Annotated in this window: 24 protein-coding genes; 12 read left to right on the top strand and 12 right to left on the bottom strand. The window is 69.5% G+C overall.

Going from position 1 to position 23,632, the window contains the following annotated elements; all coding sequences use genetic code 11:
- Positions 1-73 precede the first annotated feature (73 nt).
- Positions 74-448 (top strand): hypothetical protein, encoded by a 375-nt coding sequence (locus tag ACSQ2B_RS19760; RefSeq protein ID WP_436052465.1) that lies wholly within the window; start codon positions 74-76, stop codon positions 446-448.
- A gap of 6 nt (positions 449-454) precedes the next feature.
- Here the strand turns inward: ACSQ2B_RS19760 and ACSQ2B_RS19755 are convergent, their stop codons facing one another.
- The 5 genes from ACSQ2B_RS19755 to motA form a co-directional block, all read right to left on the bottom strand.
- Positions 455-1,048, bottom strand: coding sequence for a carboxymuconolactone decarboxylase family protein (locus ACSQ2B_RS19755; protein WP_436052464.1), 594 nt, complete (start codon positions 1,046-1,048; stop codon positions 455-457).
- 21 nt (positions 1,049-1,069) lie between these two features.
- On the bottom strand, positions 1,070-2,215 hold the full coding sequence (locus ACSQ2B_RS19750) for an NADH:flavin oxidoreductase (RefSeq protein ID WP_436052463.1): 1,146 nt from the start codon (positions 2,213-2,215) through the stop codon (positions 1,070-1,072).
- Between the two features lie 91 nt (positions 2,216-2,306).
- Entirely contained in the window at positions 2,307-4,175 is a 1,869-nt protein-coding gene (gene mnmD / locus ACSQ2B_RS19745; protein ID WP_436052461.1) for a tRNA (5-methylaminomethyl-2-thiouridine)(34)-methyltransferase MnmD, read from the bottom strand.
- Between the two features lie 89 nt (positions 4,176-4,264).
- Positions 4,265-4,549, bottom strand: coding sequence for a hypothetical protein (locus ACSQ2B_RS19740; protein WP_436052459.1), 285 nt, complete (start codon positions 4,547-4,549; stop codon positions 4,265-4,267).
- Between the two features lie 145 nt (positions 4,550-4,694).
- Positions 4,695-5,564 (bottom strand): flagellar motor stator protein MotA, encoded by an 870-nt coding sequence (motA, locus tag ACSQ2B_RS19735; RefSeq protein WP_436052457.1) that lies wholly within the window; start codon positions 5,562-5,564, stop codon positions 4,695-4,697.
- Between the two features lie 279 nt (positions 5,565-5,843).
- On the opposite strand from motA, the gene ACSQ2B_RS19730 reads away from it, so the two are divergent.
- Positions 5,844-6,338, top strand: coding sequence for a nuclear transport factor 2 family protein (locus ACSQ2B_RS19730; RefSeq protein WP_436052455.1), 495 nt, complete (start codon positions 5,844-5,846; stop codon positions 6,336-6,338).
- Complete coding sequence (locus ACSQ2B_RS19725; protein WP_436052453.1) at positions 6,338-7,117, top strand: SDR family NAD(P)-dependent oxidoreductase; 780 nt, start codon at positions 6,338-6,340, stop codon at positions 7,115-7,117. Before ACSQ2B_RS19730 ends, ACSQ2B_RS19725 begins: the two co-directional genes overlap by 1 nt.
- Here ACSQ2B_RS19725 and ACSQ2B_RS19720 read toward each other — a convergent pair.
- Positions 7,104-7,676, bottom strand: a complete 573-nt coding sequence (locus ACSQ2B_RS19720) for an AAA family ATPase (protein WP_436052451.1) — start codon at positions 7,674-7,676, stop codon at positions 7,104-7,106. The two genes, ACSQ2B_RS19725 and ACSQ2B_RS19720, sit on opposite strands and share 14 nt — an antisense overlap.
- Before the next feature lie 137 nt (positions 7,677-7,813).
- Here ACSQ2B_RS19720 and ACSQ2B_RS19715 point away from each other — a divergent pair, with 137 nt between their 5' ends.
- Complete coding sequence (locus ACSQ2B_RS19715; RefSeq protein WP_436052449.1) at positions 7,814-9,766, top strand: PAS domain-containing protein; 1,953 nt, start codon at positions 7,814-7,816, stop codon at positions 9,764-9,766.
- Positions 9,767-9,778: 12 nt separating this feature from the next.
- Here the strand turns inward: ACSQ2B_RS19715 and ACSQ2B_RS19710 are convergent, their stop codons facing one another.
- On the bottom strand, positions 9,779-11,080 hold the full coding sequence (locus ACSQ2B_RS19710; protein WP_436052447.1) for a lytic murein transglycosylase: 1,302 nt from the start codon (positions 11,078-11,080) through the stop codon (positions 9,779-9,781).
- A gap of 147 nt (positions 11,081-11,227) precedes the next feature.
- On the opposite strand from ACSQ2B_RS19710, the gene ykgO reads away from it, so the two are divergent.
- Positions 11,228-11,353: a type B 50S ribosomal protein L36 gene (gene ykgO, locus ACSQ2B_RS19705; RefSeq protein ID WP_242563125.1), complete on the top strand. Its 126-nt coding sequence runs from the start codon at positions 11,228-11,230 to the stop codon at positions 11,351-11,353.
- A gap of 325 nt (positions 11,354-11,678) precedes the next feature.
- On the opposite strand, the gene ACSQ2B_RS19700 is transcribed toward ykgO, so the two are convergent.
- The 3 genes from ACSQ2B_RS19700 to ACSQ2B_RS19690 all read right to left on the bottom strand — a co-directional run bounded on the left by ACSQ2B_RS19700 (position 11,679) and on the right by ACSQ2B_RS19690 (position 13,836).
- Entirely contained in the window at positions 11,679-11,915 is a 237-nt protein-coding gene (locus ACSQ2B_RS19700; RefSeq protein ID WP_436052445.1) for an aa3-type cytochrome c oxidase subunit IV, read from the bottom strand.
- Positions 11,916-11,992: 77 nt separating this feature from the next.
- A complete protein-coding gene (locus tag ACSQ2B_RS19695) occupies positions 11,993-12,970 on the bottom strand; it encodes an alpha/beta fold hydrolase (protein ID WP_436052443.1) in 978 nt (325 codons plus the stop codon).
- Positions 12,971-13,056: 86 nt separating this feature from the next.
- Positions 13,057-13,836 carry a pseudouridine synthase gene (locus ACSQ2B_RS19690; RefSeq protein ID WP_436052441.1) on the bottom strand — a complete coding sequence of 260 codons (780 nt, stop codon included), beginning with the start codon at positions 13,834-13,836 and terminating at the stop codon, positions 13,057-13,059.
- A 303-nt stretch (positions 13,837-14,139) separates the two neighbouring features.
- Between ACSQ2B_RS19690 and ACSQ2B_RS19685 the strand changes: the two genes are divergently transcribed.
- The 3 genes from ACSQ2B_RS19685 to ACSQ2B_RS19675 all read left to right on the top strand — a co-directional run bounded on the left by ACSQ2B_RS19685 (position 14,140) and on the right by ACSQ2B_RS19675 (position 16,338).
- Positions 14,140-15,318, top strand: coding sequence for an NAD(P)/FAD-dependent oxidoreductase (locus ACSQ2B_RS19685; protein WP_436052439.1), 1,179 nt, complete (start codon positions 14,140-14,142; stop codon positions 15,316-15,318).
- A 199-nt stretch (positions 15,319-15,517) separates the two neighbouring features.
- Positions 15,518-15,877, top strand: a complete 360-nt coding sequence (locus ACSQ2B_RS19680; protein WP_436052437.1) for an ArsR/SmtB family transcription factor — start codon at positions 15,518-15,520, stop codon at positions 15,875-15,877.
- Positions 15,874-16,338 carry an SRPBCC family protein gene (locus tag ACSQ2B_RS19675; protein ID WP_436052435.1) on the top strand — a complete coding sequence of 155 codons (465 nt, stop codon included), beginning with the start codon at positions 15,874-15,876 and terminating at the stop codon, positions 16,336-16,338. The genes ACSQ2B_RS19680 and ACSQ2B_RS19675 overlap by 4 nt, the downstream gene beginning before the upstream one ends.
- A gap of 133 nt (positions 16,339-16,471) precedes the next feature.
- On the opposite strand, the gene ACSQ2B_RS19670 is transcribed toward ACSQ2B_RS19675, so the two are convergent.
- The gene (locus ACSQ2B_RS19670) at positions 16,472-18,262 is read right to left on the bottom strand and encodes a M3 family oligoendopeptidase (RefSeq protein ID WP_436052433.1); all 1,791 of its coding nucleotides are present in this window, start codon (positions 18,260-18,262) and stop codon (positions 16,472-16,474) included.
- Between the two features lie 217 nt (positions 18,263-18,479).
- Between ACSQ2B_RS19670 and ACSQ2B_RS19665 the strand changes: the two genes are divergently transcribed.
- Positions 18,480-19,088, top strand: coding sequence for a DUF2726 domain-containing protein (locus ACSQ2B_RS19665; protein WP_436052431.1), 609 nt, complete (start codon positions 18,480-18,482; stop codon positions 19,086-19,088).
- Positions 19,089-19,173: 85 nt separating this feature from the next.
- On the opposite strand, the gene ACSQ2B_RS19660 is transcribed toward ACSQ2B_RS19665, so the two are convergent.
- On the bottom strand, positions 19,174-19,590 hold the full coding sequence (locus ACSQ2B_RS19660; protein ID WP_436052430.1) for an Lrp/AsnC family transcriptional regulator: 417 nt from the start codon (positions 19,588-19,590) through the stop codon (positions 19,174-19,176).
- A 122-nt stretch (positions 19,591-19,712) separates the two neighbouring features.
- On the opposite strand from ACSQ2B_RS19660, the gene ACSQ2B_RS19655 reads away from it, so the two are divergent.
- The 3 genes from ACSQ2B_RS19655 (at position 19,713) to ACSQ2B_RS19645 (ending at position 23,605) form a co-directional block, all read left to right on the top strand.
- Positions 19,713-20,591: a dimethylarginine dimethylaminohydrolase family protein gene (locus ACSQ2B_RS19655; protein ID WP_436052428.1), complete on the top strand. Its 879-nt coding sequence runs from the start codon at positions 19,713-19,715 to the stop codon at positions 20,589-20,591.
- An 11-nt stretch (positions 20,592-20,602) separates the two neighbouring features.
- Complete coding sequence (gene rocD, locus ACSQ2B_RS19650) at positions 20,603-21,823, top strand: ornithine--oxo-acid transaminase (protein ID WP_436052426.1); 1,221 nt, start codon at positions 20,603-20,605, stop codon at positions 21,821-21,823.
- Positions 21,824-22,114: 291 nt separating this feature from the next.
- The gene (locus ACSQ2B_RS19645) at positions 22,115-23,605 is read left to right on the top strand and encodes a sigma-54-dependent transcriptional regulator (protein WP_436052425.1); all 1,491 of its coding nucleotides are present in this window, start codon (positions 22,115-22,117) and stop codon (positions 23,603-23,605) included.
- Positions 23,606-23,632 lie beyond the last annotated feature (27 nt).

The raw sequence follows: 23,632 nt of genomic DNA, 5'->3' as shown, positions 1-23,632 counted from the left end.
CCCGGACACCATCTTCGCTTAGATCGCCTTCACGGCGGGCGGCGGAGGATCGGAACACTTCCAGGAGCGGCCGATGACCCCCGACACTTCCCCCACGATCGCGCGGACGGCAGGCCTGGCCCTTGTGATCAGCAGCCTTCTGGCGCTCGGCGCCTTCGCCCTGATCCACAGCCCGGACCTGCTCGCCCAGGCCGCCTGGGTCTACTGCGCCGCCCTCCTGCTGGTGGCGACGCCGCCGCCGCACCGGCGCGCCCTGTTCACCGTCCTGCTCTTGATCCTGGTCGCCATCGCCACGAGCCTGCAGGCGGCCTGGGGACATGAGGTGTCGGGCGCCGACGCCGTGGCGCGGATGGCCGGCGTCTGCGCCGCCCATCTGGTCATCAAGGTGGCGGCGCTCGCCCCCCACGCGCCGACCGACGGCGCCGAGCTGAGCCCCGCGGTCGGCTAGACTGACCTAACCGCGCAGCCGCAGCGACTCGTGGCTCCAGGGCGCGGCCTTGATCGACTTGTCCTGCAGGTCCGACGGCAACACCTCGACCATGTCCCAGGCCGCCGCCAGCCGGCCGAAGCCGATGAAATAGGCGATGAACATGCCGAGCTCGACGATCTCGGCCTCGGTGAACAGCTTGCGAAGCGCGTCAAACGTCGCCTCGTCGATGGCGAGGTGGTTGGTCGCCGAGAGGTCGGCATAGGCGAGCGCCGCCTTCTCCTTGGCCGACAGGTCCGGGGCTTCGAACGGCTTCTCCAGCGAGCAAACCGCGCCCTCGTCCATCCCGTCGTCGATCGCTGACTGGTAGCGAATGGCCATGCAGCTGCGACACTGGTTGTGGAAGGCGATCCGCAGGCGCACCAGCTCCAGCAGCCGCCTCGGCAGGGTGTATCGACTCCACATCGCGCCAGCGAAGCTCACCACCGCCTTGGCCAGCTCCGGCTGGTGGGCCATGACCCCGCCCATCAGTTGTTCGAGAGGCGCGCCATGATCGGCGTCGGTCATCTGGCGCAGCTCCGGATCCCACTGGTCCAACGGCAGCTTCGGCACTCTCGACATCGTCACATCCTCCGGAAAGACCTAGGCCCGCGCCGCCGGCAGCAGGGCGTCGCTGATGATCGAGGGCGAGAAGGGCCTCAGGCGCTGGAACTCGCCCTGGCGGACGATCTTCGCCCAGTCCGGCTCGGCGATCATGGCGCGGCCGACGCCCACCAGGTCGAAGTCGCCGCGTTCGAACATCTCGATCAGCCGGTCGAGGCTGGACAGGTTCAGCCCCGCTTCGCGTCCCTCCATGAGGCTGGACATCATCTCGCAGTCGAGACCGATGGAGCCGATGGTCATGGTGGGCTTGCCGGTCAGCTTCTTGACCCAGCCGGCGAGGTTCAGGTCGCTTCCCTCGAAACAGGGCTCCCAGAATCGCCGCTCAGAGCAGTCGAACAGATCGACGCCCGCCTCGACGATCGGCGCCAGGATCTGCGCCAGCTCCTGGGGCGACTCGGCGAACCTGGCCCTGTAGTCGACCACCTTCCACTGGGAGATCCGCAGCACGACCGGGACGCCCGGACCGACGCGGCGGCGGCACTCGGCCACCACCTCGGCGGCGAACTGGCCGCGCGCACGCGGGCTGCCGCCATAGCGGTCGCTGCGGTGGTTGGTCCCGGACCAGAAGAACTGGTCGATCAGATAGCCGTGGCCGCCGTGGATCTCGACCCCGTCGAAGCCCAGCTGCAGGGCCATGTCGGCGCCGGCGCCATAGGCCGCGATCACCTCGTCGATCTGCGCCTGGGTCATGCCCTCGCAGACCTTCTTGCCGGGCTCGATGTAGCCGGAGGGGCTGACCTGGCCGAGTTCGGGCCGGTAGCGCGGGGCGCCGGTCACTAGGTCGTAGGTCGAGTAGTTCAGGCCGACGTGCCAGAGCTCGGGCATGGTGATCCCGCCGGCGGCGTGGACCTCGCGGGCCACGTTACGCCAGCCCTCCAGCGCGTCTCGGCCATGGAAGCGGCCGAGCATCGGATTGTCGCCGGACGCGGGATGGTCGATGTAGACGCCCTCCGTCATCACCAGGCCCGCCCCGCCGGTCGCGCGGCGCGCGTAGTAGGCTGCGACCTCCGCCGAGGGGATGCCGTTCTCGCAGATGGCGAGCCCCATCGCCGGCATGACGATCCGGTTCGGCAAGGTGATGTCGCCCAGCTGGAACGGCGTGAACAGCTTCGACCAGTCGGCCACCTTGGCGTCTCTCCCTGGGTCTTTTCTGCGAAAGACTGTTTCGCAGCTAATCAGCCGGGGAACCGGGCGCAAGTCATTGATCACCTTGACCTTAGGTCAACCGCTTCCGGCTCGCGGACCTCTCCTGCCCGCCGGCGACGCTGACTGTCTGAGGTCCGCGCGCCGCCGCGCGACGCGCGAAGCGGCCGGGATCGACCAACGCCGCCTGGGCCTGCGGCAGCGGGCTGGGCTCGCCCAGCGCCAGGGCGGCGACATGTTCCGCCAGCAAGGGCGCCAGCGAAAAGCCGCGCGAGCCGAAGCCGGTCAGCAGGAAGAGCCGCGCCTGCGCCCCCTCCCCCGCCAGCGGGAGCCGGTCGGCGGTCGTCGCCCGCACCGCTGCGCGACCCTGAAGGGGTTGATCCTGCAGCCGGGCGGCGAGGTCGGGCAGCCGGCCAGCCAGGGTCTCCAGGTTGCGCCGGTGGTCGGCGACGCGCAGCTCCACGCCCGTGTCATCACGGTCGTGGGTCGCGCCGAACAGCAGGCCCGTACGCGTCGGGATCGCATAGCCGCCCCAGGCGCAGGCGGGCGGCGGCCCCCCGAGCTCGGCCCAGCTGGCCTGGCCGCGCACCGGACGCAGGTCGAGCCCCGGCGCAAGCCGCGCCGCATCCGGTCCGGCGGCGAGGATCACCGCCTCGACCTCGGCCAGCAGGGCGCCCGACGGGTCGTAGAGGCGCCAGAGGCCGTCGCCCGGCTCCAGGCGATCCACCCGGGCCCGAATCGGCGCGCCGCTCCAGGCGGCGAGCACCGGCCCCGGATCCAGCACCAGCGCCGTCCTCTGGTCCAGGGCGGCCGGCGCGGGTTCGCCCAGGCGCGCGCTCGCCTCGGCGGCGTCGATCAGCGCCAGGACGCCGGGGTCGAACAGGTCCGAGGCGGCGATGCGTGCGAATCGGTCGAGGTCGCGCTCGCCGGCGGCCAGCTGCAGCACGCCCCTAGAGATCACCGCGTCGGGATGGTGTTCGTAAAGCTGCACCGCGCGGAGGAAGGCTCCGGCGAACAGCTGGGCCGGCGCCGCCAGGCCGGCGTCGAGCCGGGGCGTCACCAGGGCGGCGGGATTGCCGGACCCGCCAGCGCCCAGGCCCTCGGCCTCGAACACCAGGGCCTCGCCGCCCAGGGCCCGCACCGCCCGGGCGGCGGAGGCTCCGGCGATCCCGGCGCCGATCACCGCCACGCGGCGCGCGCCGGGCGGATCCGACGCTTCGCCGGGGAGGCGCGCCTCAAGCCGTTCGCGCTTGCGGCCGTAGCCGGGCCGTTTTTCGATCGCAAAGCCCGCCGACGTCAGGCCGCGTCGCACCTGGCCCGCCACGGTGAAGGTCGCCGCCCGCGCGCCGGGCGCCGAACGCGCGGCGACCAGGGCCAGGATCTCGTCGCGCCACATGGCGGGATTGAGCGCCGGCGAGAAGCCGTCGAGAAACCAGGCGTCGGCGCGGCCGCCCCAGCCCTCCAGCGCCTCGGCCACATCCATCACCGCCAGGTCGAGGATGGCGTCCAGCTCGGGAAGCTCGATGCGGTGGACGCCGCGGCTGCGGCCGGGCCAGCGCCCGATCAGCAGGTCCGCGAGGTCGGCGAGCTCCGGCCAGCGGGCGAGCGCGCGGGCCGCCTCGGCGGCCTCGATCGGGTGGGCCTCGATGGAGAAGATGTGCAGCCGGCCCCCGGACGGACGGTTGCGCCGCCAGAGGTCGAGCAGGGCCAGGATGTTGAGGCCGGTGCCGAAGCCCAGCTCGGCGACCACGAACCGGCGTCGGCCGGCCCAGGCGTCAGGCAGGCCGCAGCCCTGCAGGAAGACCGCGCGGGTCTCGGCCAGTCCGTCGTCGCTGGAGAAGTAGACGTCGCCGTAGAGCCGCGAGCGCGGCAGGCCATCGTCGCCCCACTCCAGCGGACCGGGGCGCGGACTCTGCGGCGGGTCAGGCGATTCGGCGCTCATGGGCCAGAAACGAATGGGGGGGCTGAAACGAAAAGAGGGCCGCCCGACGGGCGACCCTCTCTCCAACGCAATGAAGCGTGGTCGGACGCTTAGTGAGCGGCCGGAGCGGTTTCGGTCGTCGTCGTTTCCGTCGTCGTGGTCGTCGCGGCGTTGCCGGCTTCGACAGCGGCGTTGCCAGCGGCGGCCGAAGCGTCGGCGGCGGCGTTGGCGGCGGTCGCGGCGGCGTTCTGGGCCGAGTCAGCGGCGGCGGCGGCGGTGTTGGCTTCGGCCGCGGCGGTGTTGGCTTCGTCGGTCTTCTTCGTGCAGGCGGCGACCGACAGGGCGGCGACGGCGGCGGTGGCGACGATCAGGGTGCGGAAAGCTTGAATCTTCATGTGCCTAAATCCTCTTCAGTGTGTCGTACGCTTTTGGCGGCCTGCGCGGCACGCAATCCCGGCCAATGGCGCGGCGTAGGACTAAAGCCCAGTCGCCGCCAACACAAGCCAAGATTTCACGGATCCGTGATAACTGACCTTAATGTCAGCCTTCCGCCGGAATGGCGGAGAGGGCTTCTTCCAGCTCCAGGAAGCTCGGCTGAGACTCCGACGGCACATTGCCGCGACCGATCTCGACGGAGATCTGGGCGGCGTTGCCGTGCAGGTGAGCGACCAGCACCGACTGGATGATCTGATAGAAGGAGCCTTCCTCCTCAACAATCCCCTTCATCCGCGCGGCGATCGGCGCGACGAGGCCGTAGGCCAGGAACACGCCCATGAAGGTGCCGACCAGGGCCGAGCCGATCATCTCGCCCAGCACTTCCGGCGGCTCGGTGATCGCACCCATGGTCTTGATGACGCCCAGCACGGCGGCGACGATCCCCAGCGCCGGCAAGGCGTCGGCGAGAGTCTGCAGCGCGTGGCTGGGGCCGAGCGCTTCGTGATGGTGCTTCTCGAGCTGCTTCTCCATCGCGTCCTCGACCTGGTGAGGATCTTCGAGGTTCATGGTCATCATGCGCAGCGTGTCGCAGATGAAGTCGACCGCGAAGTGGTCCTTCCCGATCTTCGGGAAGCGCGAAAAGATGGTGCTGTCGTGGGGATTCTCGATGTGGCTTTCCAGGGCGATGACGCCCTTGGACTTCATCGTCTTGGTGAGCAGGAACAGCAGCGAAAGCAGGTCGCGGTAGTCGCTCGCCTTCCACTTCGGACCGGCGAAGGCCTTTCCGAGCCCGCCGCCGGTGCCCTTGATGACCGTCATGGAGTTGCCGATCAGGAAGCTCGCGACGGCCGCGCCGCCGATACACATCATCTCGTGCGGCAGGGCGTGCAGGATGACGCCGATATTCCCGCCGGAGATGATGAAGCTGCCGAACACGAGCGCGAACAGCAGAACGATGCCGATGATCTGGAACATGGACGAAGGGGTCCCCGCAGTTGCGCGAACCTTCGCCGGGAATGCTTAAGGCTCGATGAGCGGGTCGCCGCGACGACACAGGGCGAAGCCGAACGGCTCTATCCTGACGTCGGGTAAGCTGCTGCAATTCACGCCCCACAAGATCGAGGACGCCTTTCGCACGCCGGACAACGCGCTCGCTTGAACGTTGAACGGGGCCGCGAATTCCAAATGCAGCGGCCGCAAGACGGCCGAAAATCCAAGGGAGGAACGACCGATGAATGTGGAGGTGATGGCGCGATGACCGTCGAGGAGCTCCTGGCCCGCGAGGGCATCCGCCAGACCATGGCGGACTATACCATGGCCGGCGACCGACTGCGGATCGACGACTTCGTCGGCGTCTTCACCGAGGACGCGGTGCTGGAGTCCGAGGGCGTGCCGGAGTCCGACGCCTTCCGCTACGCCAGCCGGGCCGAGATCCACGACTGGATGAGCCGCTGGAGCCGGCCGGGCGACGGGACTCCAAAGCCCCACCAGGCCACCTTCATCCGCCACCACCTCGCCACCAGCCAGATCCAGCTGACCGGGCCGGACACGGCCAAGGCCCGCACCTACTGGGTCGCTTACACCGACATCGGCCCGGACCACTGCGGCTACTACCTCGACGCCTTCCGCCGCGAGGGGGGCCGATGGCTGATCTCACACCGGCGAATCCGCCTGGACTGGCGCTCGGACCAAAGCCTCTACACCCAGGCGATCCTGAGCACCGCCGCCACACCCCCGGGAGACCGCTGATGGCGCGCTTCACAGGCAAGGTGGCCATCGTCACCGGCGCGAGCACGGGCCTCGGTCCGGTGATGGCCAGGATGCTGGCCGACGAGGGCGCCAAGGTGGTGCTGGCCGCCCGGCGGAAGGATCTGGTCGAGGCGACGGCCGCCGAGATCGGCGAGGCCGCCGTCGCCGTCCAGGCCGACGTCACCCAGGAAGACGACGTGGCCGCCATGGTCGAGGCGGCGATGAGCCGCTGGGGCCAGGTCGACATCATGATGAACAACGCCGCCGCGCCGGGGACCGACAAGTTCGTCTGGGAGCAGACGCTGGAGAACTGGAACGCGACGATCGCCGTCGACGTCACTGCGGCCATGCTCTGCAGCCGCGAGGTGCTGCGCCGGTCGATGATCGAGCGCAAGACCGGGGTGATCCTCAACTTCTCCTCCGGCGCCGGCTGGAAGGGCATGCCGCGCAAGAGCCACTACTCAGTCGCCAAGGCCGGCCTGCGGGTGCTGACCAAGGTCATCGCCATGGAGGCGGGCCCCTACGGCGTGCGCTGCAACTGCGTGGTGCCGGGGGTCATCGACACCGAGCTCTACCAGAACTGGGTCAGGCGGATGGCCGGCGAGCAGGGGATCAGTTTCGAGGAGATGCGGGCCAAGACCCTCGCCCACCTGCCGCTGCAGACGGCGAGCACGGTGGAGGACGTGGCGAAGTTCGCCCTGTTCCTGGCCTCCGACGACGCCCGCACCATCACCGGCCAATCGATGAACGTCGACGCCGGCGACGTCATGGTGGGCTAGCCGCCGGCGGCCCGTCCTCAGGCCGAGCGGCCGGCCATCGGACATGGCTCGCGATCTGCTCCGCCGCTTCGCGCGGCGTGAGGACTGCAGTGTCGATCGCCAGATCCGGCGCCGGCATGTCCCGCATGCAGCGCGTGAAGTCGTCGCGCAGGCTCCGCAGCATTTCGATGGAGCGAAGCTTGCCGAACTGGGCGCGACTTGGATCGACCAGCCGCTGCTCCTGTTGGTCCAGCGACACGTCGAGGGCGACGAACAGGACCGCGCCGCCGGCCCCTTCGACAAGCTCGCGCAGGCGCAGCGGGAAGGCCGGATCGACGGTCGATTCGGGTGCGAAGGTGAAGATCAGCGAGCGGCCGGCCCGCGCGGCTTCGCCGATCACCCGAAGCCAGATCTCTTCGCGCAGGCACACGAACGGTTCCGTCCCGAACGGGAACACCGCGCCCACGGCGTCCACGACCAGATGGTTGTGAAAGAGTGGCAGGCCAGTGATCGCTGCGAGCTCACGACCGACCGTGAACTTCCCCGACGCCGGCTGCCCAAAGACAAAGATCAGCTGCATGGCGAATTGTTACGGGCCTGAGCGTCCGCTTTCCACCACCTGGCTTGGGCCGCATCGCCGTAGACGGAGCCTTAAGCCTGCGCGTGTCAATTCTCACCCCTGCGCCCGCAGATTGCGCGGCGACGCTAGGGATCGACATGGGCCGGCGGCAACTCTTCTCCAATCCGTTCTTCCTCGCCGCGGTGGAAAACAGCGACGATTGCGTGTGCGTCCTGAGCCGCGACGGAACGGTGGAGTACGCCAACCGCAGCGCGCGCGCCGCCATGGCCCTGCGGAGCGCCGACGCCGACCAATGCGGCGCCTTATGGCCCGGCCTCTGGCCCGGGGAGACCGGGACGTTGGCCGCCGATGCGATCGCGACGGCTGCGGCCGGACGCCAGGCCGAATTCCGCACCCCCTGCCCCAATCGCCACGGCGGCAGACCCAGCTGGTGGGACGGCTCCGTCTCCCCGGTGCTCGACCCAGACTCGAACGAGGTGATCGGCCTTCTCGCCAAGTTCCGGAACGTCACGGAGGAGGTGAGCCGCGAAGCCCTGCTCAGGACCGTGATCGACAACGCGCCGGCCGCGATCAGCGTCAAGAGCGCCGAGGACGGGCGCTTCCATCTGGTCAACAAGGCGCTGGAAGACCTGCTCGGCTACGCCACCGACGAGATGATCGGCAAGACCGACCACGACCTGTTCCCGGTCGACCAGGCCGACTTCTTCCGGGCCAAGGATCAGGAGCTGATGGCCGCCAGCGAGGCCATGGTCATCGAGCGCGAGCCGATCACCGGCGCCGACGGCCAGGAGCGGATGCTCCGGACCCGGAAGGTCGTCATTCGCGACGAAGGGCGGCCGCGTTACATCGTCTGCCTTTCCGAAGACATCACCCAGGATCTGGCCTCCGCCGAGGAGCTGCGGCTCGCCCTGGCGGCCTCGGAATCCGCCAGCCGCGCCAAGTCCGAGTTCCTGGCCAATATGAGCCACGAGATCCGCACGCCGCTCAACGGCGTCATGGGCGTAGCCGGCGCCCTGTCGAAGACGACGCTGACGGAAACCCAGAGAGAGATGGTCTCGATCATCGAGACCTCCGCCAAGACCCTCGAGACCCTGCTCAGCGACATCCTCGACCTGGCGCGCATCGAAGCCGGGAAGATCGACCTTCGGCCCGAACCCTTCGACCTCGCCGCGTCGGTCAACGCCTGCGCGGCGATCTTCGACACCACGGCGCGCGCGAAGGGGCTCGACCTCGTCGTCGACATCGCGCCTTGCGCGATCAGCAACTATCTCGGGGACGCGCCGCGGATCCGGCAGATCCTCTCGAACCTGCTCAGCAACGCCGTCAAGTTCACCGCCAGGGGGCAGGTGCGGCTGCACGTGGACGCCGTGCGCGACGAGACCAGCTCGCAGCTGACGTTCGAGGTCAGCGACACCGGCATCGGCTTCGACGCCGAGACTCGGGACCGGCTCTTCTCGCGCTTCGAACAGGCGGACGGGTCGATCACCCGGCGCTTCGGCGGCAGCGGTCTGGGCCTATCGATCTCGCGGACGCTGGCGGAGGCCATGGATGGAACCCTGGAGGCGGACGCCACGCCCGGAGAGGGGGCGCGGTTCATCCTGCGTCTCGCCCTGCCGCGTTGCGCCGGCGACCTGGACATCTGGTCGGAGCCCGAGCCCCAGACGGCGGCCCTGGAGGTTGCGCGCGCGCTTCGCGTGCTGGTCGCGGAGGATCATCCGACGAACCGGCGGGTGATCGAGCTGATCCTGGAGTCCACCGGCGTGGAGCTGCTTTGCGTCGAGAACGGCGCCGAAGCCCTGGTCGCCACCGAGCTCGAGACCTTCGACCTCATCCTCATGGACATGCAGATGCCGGTCATGGACGGGCTGACCGCGATCCGGGCGATCCGCGCCCGCGAGGGCAGCGCGCACCGCGGACGCACGCCGATCTATGTCCTGACCGCCAACGCCATGCCCGAGCACGTCGCCGCCTCCGCCGCCGCCGGCGCGGACGGGCACCTGTCAAAGCCCATCTTGGCCGAGAACCTCATCAACCTGGTGGTGGAGATCACCAACGGAACGGCGGACCAGGCGTCCAACGCCGCGGCCTGACGCGCCTGAGCCTCAGGCGACGCCCGCCTCCGCCTTCAGCCGTCGCACCATGTCCGGCGACAGATAGCCGTCGGCGGTGAGGCCGCGGGCCTTCTGCCAGGCGCGCAGCGCGTCGCGGGACTTCAGACCGATCAGGCCGTCCGGCGCGCCGGGATCGAAGCCCAGGTTCGCCAGCACGCGCTGGGCGGTCATCCGGTCGACCAGCGACAGCGGCGTCTCCTGCGGCCAGGGCCGCACCATCCCCGCCCCGCCCGCGATGCGGTCGGCCAGCAGGCCCACGCCCAGGGCATAGGCGACCGAGTTGTTGTACTTGCGGATCGCGAAGTGGTTGGGGAACAGCAGGAAGATCGGCCCCGACGCCCCGGTGGGCGCGATCAGCTGGGCCTGCGCCGTGGCGTCGGCGGCCGGCCAGGGCCGACCGTCGGCCCGCCTCACCCCCAGCGCCTCCCAGTCCGCCGGGGTCCGCTTCGGCCCCTCGGTGACGCTGAAATCGAAGCCGGCCGGAACCGTCACCTCGCGCGCCCAGTCCTGGCCGGGGACCCAGCCCGCCTGCCGCAGCAGGTTGGCGGCGGAGGCCAGGGCGTCGGCGGGCGACTTCCAGAGGTCGCGGCGGCCGTCGCCGTCGCCGTCCACCGCGGTCGAGACGAAGGTCGAGGGGATGAACTGGGTCTGGCCCATCGCACCCGCCCACGACCCCCGCAGCTGGCTGCGCGAGACCTCGCCCGAGCCGATCAGCTCCAAGGCCGCGATCAGCTGGTCCTCGGCGAACCCCCGGCGCCGCCCCTGAGCGGCGAGCGTCGCCATGGCCCGGATCACGTCGAAGTCGCCCTGGATCGCGCCGAACCCGCTCTCCATGCCCCAGATTCCCTCGAGGATCTCGCGCGGCACGCCGAAGCGCTGCTCGATGCCGGCGAGTTGCGGCACCTCGGCCGACCTCCGCGCGCCGATCGCCACCCGGGTGTCGCTGACCACGCCGCGGATATAGTCCGAGAGCGGCTTGGAGAATTCCGGCTGCTTGTTGTCGAGGCCGCCGACCCGCGGATCCGGCGTCAGGCCGGCGAACTCCCGCTGCAGCAGGGCGGGCGCGATCCCGGCCGCCACGGCGCGGCCGTAGAAGCCCGCCGCCCAGGCGTCGAACGGCATGTCGCCCGAGGCGACGAGCGGCCGGATCGGTCCCGACGCCTGCGGCTCGCCGCTCGGCGCCGCAGGTTGCGGCGGCGGGGGGGCCGGAGGCGCATGGGGCGCGGGACCCCGGTTGGCGGGGCTGGCGCAACCGGCCAGGGCGAGACATAGCAACAGATATCGACGACGCATTTGGGGGAATCTACGAGCCTCGGGTGCGCCCTTCAATGACAACGGCGAGCGGGTGAAGCGTTGACTCCGTTGCGGCCCAGCCGTATATGCGCGCGCTCAGTTTCACCAGGACGGGCCCGCCCGGCCCAGCCTCAGAAGATTACGGTCATGAAGGTCAGAAGCTCGCTCAAGTCGCTGAAGACGCGCCACCGCGACTGCAAGCTCGTGCGCCGCAAGGGCGTCGTCTACATCATCAACAAGACCGACCCGCGCTTCAAAGCCAAGCAGGGCTGACTTCGGCCTTCGCGCATCCGGCCTCGTCGGATGCGCCGCTTCGGCCGACGCCCTTCTTCCGGCCGGAGCTTGCGAGCATCCCCCGCGACGCCGACCGTTGGTTCCGTAACCGGGACATCGGCGGCGTCGTTGTGCGTCAGAATCCTCGCGCCTCGATCCCTAAATCCGCAACGAATCGGCAGAGCGCCCCGCCAATCCGTCTGGCCGCGCCTGAAGCCGCACGTCCGGCCCTGACGCAGGATAACCCGCCACGGCGCGCGCCGGGCGGGTTCGAGAGTCCAGGACCGCTGAATTCGGGCCGAAGCCCCCTGCAGCTAAAGAGGGGTCAGTGGCCCGAGCCGCCGCCGCGCAGGATGAGGACGCCGATCACGACCGCCACGACCCCGGTGATCAGGGCGCCCAGGAAGCCCGCCGAGGTGCAGAACCAGAGCACCAGGACCAGCACCGCCGCGGAGACCGCCAGCGAGCCCCACTTGGTCAGGCTCATGACGAAGGCGTAGGTCGCCGCCTGCTCGTGGATGTCCATTTCGCCGTGGTGGTATTCGGAAGCTTGATTGGCCATCGCCGAAAACTGCTCTCTGATCGGGAAGTTCGTGGGTCGTGCTACACGAGACAGCCGCGCCGCTCAAGCTCGCCCACTCAGGCTCTCCAAGCGGCGAGCAGGCTGCGGATCGCCGCGATCAGGGCCAGCGGCCGGTCCACCATCACATGGTGATGCGCATCCGGGATCTCGATGACGAGCCCGTTCCGCGGGTAGGCGTCATAGAGGCCCGGCACGGTCCGCAGCATGCTGTGCTCGCCGATCAGATGGGCGAGCGGCATGTCGATCCTGGGCGGGGCGCTGAAGATGCGCCGGACCGCCTCGCGATCCAGCCGATCCATGGTCTGCGGATCGAACTTCCAGGCCCAGCCCTCGCCGGAGCCGTCGGCCATGGGCGCGCGCATCAGCCCATGCCGTGCGAGATGGTCGACGATGAAGAGGTTTTCCGCCGGTTGCGGCGGCGACAGGCGGAAGCGCGCCAGCGCGGCGGCCAGGCTCGGATAGACCCGGGCCGGGCGTCTTTCGCGGACGCCCTGGGGCCGGGCGGGCGGCGGCGGCGTCGTCTCGTCCACCGGGCTGCGGAAGCCGACGTCGATGAGGATCGCCGCGTGCATCTGCTCGGGCCGCTGGCTCGCCGTGTAGAAGACCTGGCCGCCGCCGAATGAGTGGCCGATGTAGACCGGCTTGCGGCCGCCCTCGTGGAGACCCGTGGAGGCGGCTGCGGCCTCGGCGTCTTCGGCGAAGTCGTCGAAGCTGTAGACCTCGCGCCAGTCGGACCCGCCCATGCCGGCGAGCGACATGGCGGTGACCCGGTATTGGCCGGCGAACAGCGGGCAGATGAAGCTCCACCAGTCCGCATGCGCGGTGTTGCCATGAACGAACAGCAGGCCGGGCTTGCCGCGCTCGCCCCAGCTCAGCGCTTCGATCCGCCCGCGCGGCGTCTCGACCATCGCGCGGTCGGGGACGTCGGCCAGGGCCTCCCGGAACCAGGCGGGCGCGGGCGGGAACTCGCCATTGAACGGCGCGAGCGCCGAGCTTTGCGCGGCCTTGGCCGTCTCGCCCGAAGTGTCCGCCATCACCTTCCCTCACCCTGGGGCGCGTTCGACCGCGCGCTCGTCTGCTTCGGTGACTAACGGCCCTGGGGCGTTTGGCAAGATTGACGCTACGGCGCCTTGCCGGTCACCCCCTTGATGAGGGCGACGCGTTCCTCAGGCGTCAAGATGCGCCAGCGGCCCTCCGGCAGGAAGCCGAGGCGCAAGGGGCCGATCCGCACGCGCAACAGGTCGACGACGTGCAGGCCGACCAGCTGGCACATCCGGCGGATCTGCCGGTTGCGGCCCTCCCTCAGCACGAACCGCAGCTTCTGCTCCCCGAGTTGGGTGACCTCGGCCCGCCGCAGCTGGCGGCGGTCGAGCTGCAGGCCATAGCGAAGCGTCTCCAGCTTCTTCTCGGTGACCTCGCCGGCGACATCGACCAGGTATTCCTTATCCAGGTCCGAGTCCGGTCCGATGATCGCCTTGGCCAGCACCCCGTCGTCGGACAGGATCAGCAGGCCGCGCGAGTCCATGTCGAGGCGGCCGAGCGGCGCCAGGCTGGTGTGCGCGTCGGGGATGCTCGGGCTTTCGCCCACCAGCGCCTCGCGGGTCAGCAGCCGCACCGCCGGCACCTGGTCCCCCTCCGGCTGGGCCGAGACGACGCCCACCGGCTTGTGCAGCATGATGCAGAGGCTGGCCTGCAGCTCGCTCTCGGCGGCGTCGGCGAGGGTGAGGGTCTGGCCCGGGGCGATCTTGCGCCCGACGTCCTCCACCCGATCGCCGTCGATCGAGACCAGGCCGCGGGCGATCAGGTCCTCGGCCTCGCGGCGCGAGCAGACGCCGTTCTGTGCCAGCCAGCGGTTCACCCGCTGCGGTTCGGCTTCCTCGTAGCGGCGCGTCCAGGCCATGGGCTTCCAACAAACTCCGGTGGTCCCGTGAGGGATGCAGCTCTGTACATCGCCCCCTCCCCTCCGTCATGGCCCGGCTTGTCCGCAGGGGGACCAAGGCGCACCCCCAACCTTCCGTCATGGCCGGGCCCGTCCCGGCCACCCATGAACGTCGAAGGCGCAGGACGATCTCCGTCTCTCCGTGTGCATGGGTTCCCGGCACAAGGCCGGGAATGACGGTGGGGTGGGCTGAAGAGGAAACTTGCAGCGCGGATGGGGAGCCGCCCGCACCTGTGCTAGCTGCCCCTCGCAAAGGAGCGGCCCTTGGACCAGTTCGACGTGGTGGTGATCGGCGCGGGCGCCGCGGGCATGATGTGCGCGCTGGAGGCCGGCAAGCGCGGGCGGCGCGTGCTGGTGCTCGACCACGCCGCAGCGCCCGGCGAGAAGATCCGCATCTCCGGCGGCGGGCGCTGCAACTTCACCAACATCAAGACCAATCCCCAGGCCTTCCTCTCGGAGAACCCGCGGTTCTGCATCTCTGCGCTCCGGCGCTACCGGCCGGCCGACTTCATCGCCCTGGTCGAGGCGCACGGCATCGCCTGGCACGAGAAGACCCTGGGCCAGCTGTTCTGCGACGGCTCGGCCAAACAGATCATCGAAATGCTGACCGGCGAGATGCGCCAGGCCGGCGTCGAGCTTCGACTGCAAACGACGGTCGATGGGATCGACCGGGCGCAGGCAGGCTTTTCCCTGCGCTGCGGCGGGCGGACCGTCGTCTGCCAGAGCCTGGTGGTCGCCTGCGGCGGCAAGTCGATCCCGAAGATGGGCGCGACCGGCTTCGGCTACGAGGTCGCCCGCCAGTTCGGGATCCGCGTCACCGAGACCCGCCCCGCCCTCGTGCCGCTGACCTTCGAGCCCGGCCTGCTGTCCCGCCTCGCGCCGCTGGCCGGAGTCGCCGTCGATGTTCGCGCAAGCAGTGGCAAGGCGAAGTTCGACGAGGCCATGCTGTTCACCCACCGGGGCCTCAGCGGCCCGGCTATCCTGCAGATCTCCTCCTACTGGCGAGAGGGCCAGGAGATCGGCGTAGACATGGCGCCAGGCGTCGACCTCTTCGCCGTGCTGCGGCTGGCGCGGACCGAGCGCGCCCGCCAGGCGCCACACACCGTGCTGGCCGAACACCTGCCCAAGCGGCTCGCCCAGCTGGTTGTCGAACAGCAGGAGATCCGCGGCAACCTCGCCGACCAGTCCGACGCCAAGCTGCGCGCGCTGGCCCAGGCGGTGAACGCATGGCGGGTGAAGCCGGTGGGCTCGGAGGGCTACCGCACCGCCGAGGTCACCCTGGGCGGCGTCGACACCACCGCTCTGGAGTCCCGAACCCTGGAGGCCAAGGCGGTCCCCGGCCTCTTCTTCATCGGCGAGGTGGTCGACGTCACCGGCTGGCTCGGCGGCTACAATTTCCAATGGGCCTGGGCCAGCGGCTGGAGCGCCGGGCAGTCGGTATAGGCGTCGCCGCCCCCTCCCCGTGTCATCCCGGTTTTCGCGCAGCGAAAGACCGGGCCCCATGAACACGGCGTCGATCGCAGCGCGGCCGCCGCGCGAACCCATCCACGCCGTGTTCATGGGTCCCGGACACGCGCTGGCGCGCCTTCCGGGATGACACTTAAGGGGTTGCTTTAGTTACGAGGCGCCGTTACTTAGGCATGTGCTTAACCAATCCCCCACTCTCGACCAGATGTTTCAGGCGCTCGCCGATCCGACGCGCCGCGGCATGCTGGAGCGGCTCGGCCGCGGGCCCGCCTCGGTGAGCGAGCTGGCCCAACCGCTGGCCATGTCGCTGCCGGCGGTCGTGCAGCACCTGCAGGTCTTGGAGGCCAGCGGCCTGGTCTCGACGCGCAAGGTGGGCCGGGTGCGCACCTGCCAGCTGGAGCCCGGCGCCCTGCAGCAGGTCGAGCGCTGGGTCGAAGCGCGCCGTCTCGAATGGGAGCGCAAGCTCGACCGGCTGGGCGCCTATCTCGCCGCAACCGCCCCCGAAAACCCCAACGACGAAGGGAGCTCGTCATGACCCAAAGGTCCGTCACCCACGCCATCTTCACCCTCGAACGCACCTATCCCCATCCGGTGAAGCGCGTGTTCGACGCGTTTGCGACCGAGGAGGGCAAGGCCGGCTGGTTCGGCGGCGAGCAGCACGGCGCGGAGCTGCTGGAGAAGGGCTTCGACTTCCGCGAGGGCGGCGAAGAGCGGTCCGTGGGCCGCTGGGCCGACGGCAAGGTGAGCGATTTCCATGCCCGCTACCTCGACATCCTGCCGGGCGAGCGGATCGTCTACGTCTACGAGATGCGGATCAACGGGACCAAGATCTCCGCCTCGCTGGCGACCCTGGAGTTCAAGTCGGCCGCTGGCGGGACCCAGCTCAAGCTCACCGAACAGGGCGCCTTCCTCGACGGCTACGACGACGCCGGCTCGCGCGAACGCGGGACGGCGGAATTGCTGGAGCAGCTGGGGAAGAGTTTGGACGCGGCCTAGGGGCGGCGAGCCCCCTCCACCCCTTTGGGGTCCCCCTCCCCCAACGGGGGAGGAGAAGGAGGTTGCAGCTACCCTCTCCTCCCCCTCTGGGGGAGGGGGACCGCGAAGCGGTGGAGGGGGCTCCGCTGCGCCCTCACACCAGCGCTTCGAACTCGTCGACCAGCCGCTCCAGCTGCTTCATGCCCGCGGCCCAGAAGGCCTTTTCGCGCGGGTTGAGGCCGAAGGGGGCGAGCGCCTCGACATAGGTCTTGGTCCCGCCGCCGGCGAGCAGCTGTTCGTAGAGCGGGGCGAAACCCTCGGGGTTCTCGCGCCGCGCTTCCATCAGTCCGCGCACCAGGAGGTCGCCGAAGGCGTAGGCGTAGACGTAGAAGGACGAATGCACGAAGTGGCTGACATAGGCCCAGTAGTGCTCGTAGCCCTCATTCAGCGTCACCGCCGGGCCCAGGCTCTCTGACATCACCTCCAGGAACAGGCTGGCGATCTCGTCGGGCGCGAGCTCGCCCTCCAGGCGGGCGGCGTGGAAGCGGGTCTCGAAGCGGTGGAAGGCGATCTGGCGCACCACCGTGTTGAGGCCGTCCTCGATCTTGCCGGCCAGCAAGCCCCGACGCTCCTCCGGCGTAGCCGAAGCCAAGAGACGCTCGAACACCAGGCCTTCGCCGAAGATCGAGGCGGTCTCGGCCAGGGTCAGCGGGGTGTCGGCCAGGAGGGTGCCGAGCGGCCGGCAGAGCGTCTGGTGGACCGCATGGCCGAGTTCGTGGGCCAGGGTCAGCACGTCTCGGCGCTCGCCCATATAGTTCATGAAGACGTAAGGGTGGCGGTCGGCGGTGACCGGGTGCGAATAGGCGCCCGACTGCTTGCCGGCCCGCGGGCGGGCGTCGATCCAGGGCTGGGCGAAGAAGCTCTGGGCGGTGTCGGCGATCTTCGGCGCCAGGGCGGAAAAGCTGTCCAGCACCATGCTGCGCGCCTCATCCCACCCATAGGTCCGCGGCGCGGACGTCTCAAGCGGCGCGTTGCGGTCCCAGTAGTTGAGCGCCTCCATCCCCATGATCTTCGCCTTGAGGCGGTAGTAGCGATGGCTGACCCGCGGATAGGCCTCGACCACCGCGGCCTCCAGCGCCTCGACAGCGTCGGCATGGACCTCGTTGGCGATGTGCCTTGCGGCGGCCGGCGTCGGATATTTGCGCCAGCGGTCCTCGACCTGCTTTTCAAAGGCCAGGGTGTTGAGGCAGAGCGCCAGCAGCGAGCTGCGCTCCTCCAGCGCCTTGGCCAGGCCCTCGCCGGCCGCCTTGCGGCGCGCGCCGTCGGGGTCGGACAGCCGGTTCAGCGCTTCCGGCAGGGTCAGGCTCTCCTCGCCGACTTGGGCGGTGAGCTTGGCCAGGGTCTCGTCGAACAGCCGGCCCCAGTTGGCGACGGCGGGCCCGCGGTCGACCAGCATCCGCTCCAGCTCCGGCGAAAGCTCGTGCGGCCGCCACAGGCGCACCCGCCGCAGCCACGGCCGCCAGTGCGCCGCCCCCGCATGGGCGGCCATCGCAGCCTCGATCTCCGCCTCCTCCAGCGCATTGATCTCGAGGGTGAAGAACAGGCTCTCCGCGCCGATCTGCGCCGAGCGAGCGCGGAAGTCGGCCTCGAACTTCGACCAGGCCGGGTCGTTGCGCGCCGTCGAGGCGGCCAGCGAGGCGTAGGCGCCGACGCCCCAGAGCGCGTTGGTGGTCTCCTCGTAGAGGCGGATCCCGCGGTCCAGCCGCTCGCCCAGGGTCGCGGCGTCGGCGCGAGCGGCGACCAGCTGGTCCTTCAGCTGGACCAGCTCCTGCGTCTTGCGCTCGGCCAGCGCCAGGTCCGCGGCGATCCGCGGGTCCTCCCGGTCGGCATAGAGGTCATCGAGACGCCACTCGGGCAGGCTGTCGGTCTTGAAGGGCGCGTTCATGGGAAGAGATTAGGCCATCCTGGCGAGCGTGGGGAGGCGCCGCAGAGCGCTTGAGGGGTCACGCTCGAAACGCTCGGGACGCATGGCCCGTCCCGCCGGAAACGCGCCCTGTTCCACGGCAGAGACGAATTGCGATCATCTGAGGTCGCGCTCCGTCTCAATGACCGTAAATTGTATCCACGGACCCCCACACGTCGCGCTCGATCCGGAGTAGGTCATGCAAGAGATCGTCTCGCTCTACGTCTTCGTGGCGGTTTCCGGGGCCTTCGTCTGCGGCGTCTACTGCGAACGCTGGCGCGCGCAGCTCGCCCGCCAAAGACGCAAGGCAAGCCCGACGGAGCACCGAACCACAAGCATCGCGCGCCTCGCCACCCCGCCGTCGCCCGCGCTTCGCACGGACGCCGTCGAGCAGCTGCGCACCGTCATGGGCGCGACCTTCGAGACCCGCCCCTTGCTCTCGAAAACCGAAGCCAAGGTCCTATATGCGGCTGAAAAGGCGATCGCCGATCAAGGCCTTTCGTGGCGAGTCATGGGGCAGGTCAGCCTTGGCGAAATCCTGGCGACGCCCGATGCCCAGGCCTACGCCGCCATTAATAGCAAGCGGGTCGACCTCCTGCTGATCCAGCGCTCTGGCAGGCCGATCGCCGCCATTGAGTACCAAGGCCAAGGTCACTATCAGAGCCAAGCCGCCGCGCGTGACGCCGTGAAGAAGGAAGCCCTGCGACGCGCCGGCGTCCGATACATCGAGATCACTCCCGACCACCGGCCGCCCGACCTGGCGCACGAAATCGCCCGCCTCGCGGCGACGCTAGATGCACGCCAATGATAGGGCCCGGTCCCCACGGCGCCGCCGCTGCCTGATCAAGGGTGAAGCTGGCGGCCTCTTCCGGCAAGCAGAGTTATTTCTCGCCTCACACGCTCGCCAGCAGGAGCGAGGTCTCGGTCATCGAGATCCCTTCGACCGTGCGGATGTCGTCCAGGGCGCGGCTGAACTCGCCCAGGTTGGCGACGTCGAGTTCGGCGATCAGGTCCCAGCGGCCGTTGGTGGTGTAGATCCGATCGACCGCCGGAAAGCCCTTCAGCGCACGGATGACGGCGGCGGAACGCTCGCCCTCGATGGCGATGCTCATCATCGCCCGGACCCGCTGGGCCTCCATCTCCGGGCGGGTGCGGACGGTGAAGGCCTGGATCGCACCTTGCGCCTGCATCCGGGCGATCCGGTTCTGCACCGTCCCACGCGAGACCTTCAGCCTCTCCGCCAGGACCGCGGCGGGGGTGCGCGAATCAGCCCGCAGCAGGGCCAGCAGCTTGCGGTCGAGTTCGTCCACCGATCGCCAATCCCACGCAGCAAATCGCCAATAATTCTGACCTATCGTAGCAGCTTGTGGGCTTATCGCTAGCGCAGCTATGAGCGATCCTTCCATCTCGCGCATCACTCGCGGGGATGAGGATGGACCACAGGCCGCTGTTTCTGGTGACCGACCCTTCCGGGTTCGAGGTCTGCTACCAGATCAATCCGTGGATGCAGCCCACCGCCTGGCGCGCCGATCCCGCCGCCTGCCGTGCGCAGGCCAAAGCCTCGGCCGCGGCGCTGAAGCTGGCGCTGATCGCCGCCGGCGCGGAGGTCGAGACCCTGGAGGGCGTCCGCGGCCTGCCGGACCTGGTCTTTCCCGCCAACGCCGCGGTGGTGCTGGACGGCCGCGTCCTCGTCGCCCGTTTCCGCCATCCCGAGCGCCAGGGCGAGGAGGCGGTGTTCCGCTCGGCCTTCCTGAAGCTCAAGCGCCGCGGCAAGATCCGCGAGGTGATCGACCTGCCCGAGCACCTGTTCCACGAAGGCGCGGGCGATGCGATCTGGGACGCCGTGCGCGGCCATTTCTGGGGCGGATACGGCCAGCGCTCCAGCGAAGGCGCGCTGGGGGTGATCCGCGAGGTGTTCGGCCAGGAGGTGGTCCCGCTGCAACTGGCGAGCCCGCGCTTCTACCATCTCGACACCTGCTTCTGCCCGTTGAGCGGCGGCGAGGTTCTCTACTATCCGCCGGCCTTCACCGAAGACGCGCTGGCGGCGATCCGCGCCCGGGTGGCGCCGGAGCACCGCATCGAGGCCTCGGACGCCGAGGCCGCCGCCTTCTGCGTCAACGCCGTGAACATCGACCGCAAGGTGATCATGGCGCGCGCGCCGGAGAGCCTGCGCACGACCCTGGCGGAGCGCGGCTACCAGCTCGTCGAGATCAATCTCGATCCCTTCATCCTTTCCGGCGGCGCGGCCTACTGCATGACGCTGAGGCTCGACCGCGCCAGCCGACCTGCCGCCGCCATGGCGGCCGAATAGGGGCGCATCCGATGAACGACCTCTCCCTTTCCCCTCAATTCGCGGACGAGCTGATCGCCACCGAGGCGCGCTACGGGGCGAAGAACTACAAGCCGCTCGACGTGGTGCTGACCCGCGGCGAAGGCGTCTACGTCTGGGACGTGTCCGGCCGGCGCTACCTCGACTGCCTCTCGGCCTATTCCGCCGTGAACCAGGGCCACTGCCACCCGAAGATCCTGAAGGCCATGGTCGAGCAGGCCGGCCGGCTGACGCTCACCTCGCGGGCCTTCCGCAACGACCAGCTGGCGCCCTTCTATGAAGAACTCTGCGCCCTGACCGGCTCGCACAAGGCGTTGCCGATGAACTCCGGCGCCGAAGCCGTCGAGAGCGCGCTGAAGATCGCTCGGAAGTGGGCCTATCAGGTGAAGGGCGTGGCGGACGATCAGGCGGAGATCATCGTCTGCTCCGGCAACTTCCACGGCCGGACCATCGCCATCGTCGGCTTCTCCAGCGATCCCGCCTCGCGCGACGGCTTCGGCCCCTTCCCGCCGGGCTTCCGGATGGTCCCCTATGGCGACGCCGACGCCTTGGAAGCGGCGATCACCCCGAACACCGCCGCCTTCCTGGTCGAGCCGATCCAGGGCGAGGCCGGCGTGATCCTCCCGCCCCCCGGCTACCTGGCCCGCGCCCGCGAGCTCTGCAGCGCCAACAACGTCCTGCTCATCCTCGACGAGATCCAGACCGGCCTCGGCCGCACCGGCAAGCTGCTGGCGGAGGAGCACGAGGGCGTCGAGGCCGACCTCACCCTGATCGGCAAGGCGCTGTCGGGCGGCTTCTATCCGGTCTCCGCGGTGCTCTCGAACGCCGAGGCGATGAGCGTGCTGCATCCGGGCGAGCACGGCTCGACCTTCGGCGGCAATCCGCTGGCCTGCGCCGTCGCCCGCGCCGCGCTGCGGGTGCTCACCGAGGAAGGCATGATCGACAACGCCGCACGCGTCGGCGAGCGGCTGAAGGCCAGCCTGGCCTCGGTGGCGACCGACGCGGTCAAGGAGGTCCGCGGCCGCGGCCTGATGCTGGCGGTCGAGCTGCACCCCGAGGCCGGCGGCGCGCGGCGGGTCTGCGAGACCCTGCAGGACCGCGGCCTGCTGGCCAAGGAGACCCACGACCACACCATCCGCATCGCCCCGCCGCTGATCCTCACCGACGACCAGGCCGACTGGATCGCCGAACAGTTCGCGATCGCCCTGCCGTAAGGCGGAGCCTCGCTCGAAGAAAATTTCGTCATCCCGGACGGCCGACAGGCCGATCCGGGACCGAGGGCGGTGCGCACGGCCCTGGGTCCCGGCTCTGCGCTGCGCTTCGGCCGAGATGACGGCCAATGCGGATAGGACCCGAGACGGACGTCCGCCAGCCCACCGACCCCGCCCGCGTTAACTTCTGACTCAGGTCTCCGAAACCCACTCTTTACGAGTTGCCTGTATCAATTCGCGACACAAGAGCCTCGCCCCATGAGACGAGCGCCGGTCCCAGGTGGGTGTTTTCGAATGGCAAAAACAGTTCTCGTGGTCGACGACGATCCGACCCAACGCCGGCTTATTCAGGCTGTTCTTGAGCGCGAAGGTTTCGCCGTCGTTCATTCTGAAAACGGGGACGAGGCGATTCAACGTTTGATGTCGGGCGCGAACGCCGACGTCATCCTGCTCGACCTGATCATGCCCGGTCTTTCCGGCCAGGACACCCTCTCGGAGATGCGTTCGCGCGGCTTCAACCAGCCCGTGATCGTCGTCACCGCCACCGGCGGCATCGAAACCGTCGTCCAGGCGATGCAGGCCGGGGCTGTCGATTTCTTCGTCAAACCTGCCGCGCCCGAGCGAATTCTCGTCTCGATCCGCAACGCCCTCAACATGGGCGCCCTGAAGGGCGAGGTGGAGCGGCTGAAGAAGCACGCCACCGGCCGCACCACCTTCGACGACCTGATCGGCGACTCCGCGCCGATGACCATGGTCAAGCGGCTGGGCGAACGCGGCGCCAAGTCCGGCATCCCGATCCTGATCACCGGCGAGAGCGGCGTCGGCAAGGAAGTCATCGCGCGCGCCGTGCACGGCTCCTCGGACCGCGCCGGCAAGCCCTTCGTCGCCGTCAACTGCGGCGCCATCCCGGAAAACCTCGTGGAGTCGATCCTCTTCGGCCACGAAAAGGGCAGCTTCACCGGCGCCAGCGACAAGCACCTGGGCAAGTTCCAGGAGGCCAACGGCGGCACCCTGTTCCTCGACGAGGTCGGCGAGCTGCCGCTGGACGTGCAGGTCAAACTCTTGCGCGCCCTTCAAGAGAGCGAGATCGATCCGATCGGCGCCAAGCGCTCGGTCAAGGTCGACGTCCGCATCGTCTCGGCGACCAACCGCGACCTCTCCCAGGCGGTGGCCGAAGGCCGCTTCCGCGAGGACCTCTTCTACCGGCTGAACGTCTATCCGATCGAGGCCCCGGCCCTGCGCGAGCGCCGCGAGGACGTGCCGGCCCTGGTCGACGCCTTCGTGCGCCGGTTCAACATCGAGGAAGGCAAGTCGGTGGTCGGCGCGGCCGCCGACACCCTGGCCTTCCTGACCGCCTACGACTGGCCGGGCAATGTCCGCCAGCTGGAAAACGCCGTCTATCGCGCCATCGTGCTCGCCGACGCGCCCTATCTGCAGCCGCACGACTTCCCGTCGATCTCGGGCGTCGCGGCCCCGCCGCCGGAAGCGGCAGCCCGCTCGCATGCGGCGACGCCGGCGTCTTCCCCGGTCGCCGCAGCCGCAGCCGCAGCCGCCGCGGATGTCGCCCCGGACGCCCCCGTGCGGATCCTCGACGGCCGCGGCCACCTGCGCACGCTGGAGGACATCGAACGCGACCTGATCCAGCTCGCCATCGAGATCTACGCCGGCCACATGAGCGAAGTCGCCCGCCGCCTCGGCATCGGCCGCTCGACGCTTTATCGCAAGGTCCGCGAGAACGGCCTGGAAGACATGATCAAGGGCGGCGGCCAGGAAGCCGCGGCCTGACGATGCGCGGCGTTCGCGACGCCGCAA

This window comes from Phenylobacterium sp. LjRoot225 (genome assembly GCF_964252855.1).
GTDB lineage: Bacteria > Pseudomonadota > Alphaproteobacteria > Caulobacterales > Caulobacteraceae > Phenylobacterium.
Note: the sequence above shows the minus strand (reverse complement) of the source record. Positions and strands in the feature narration are given on the sequence as shown.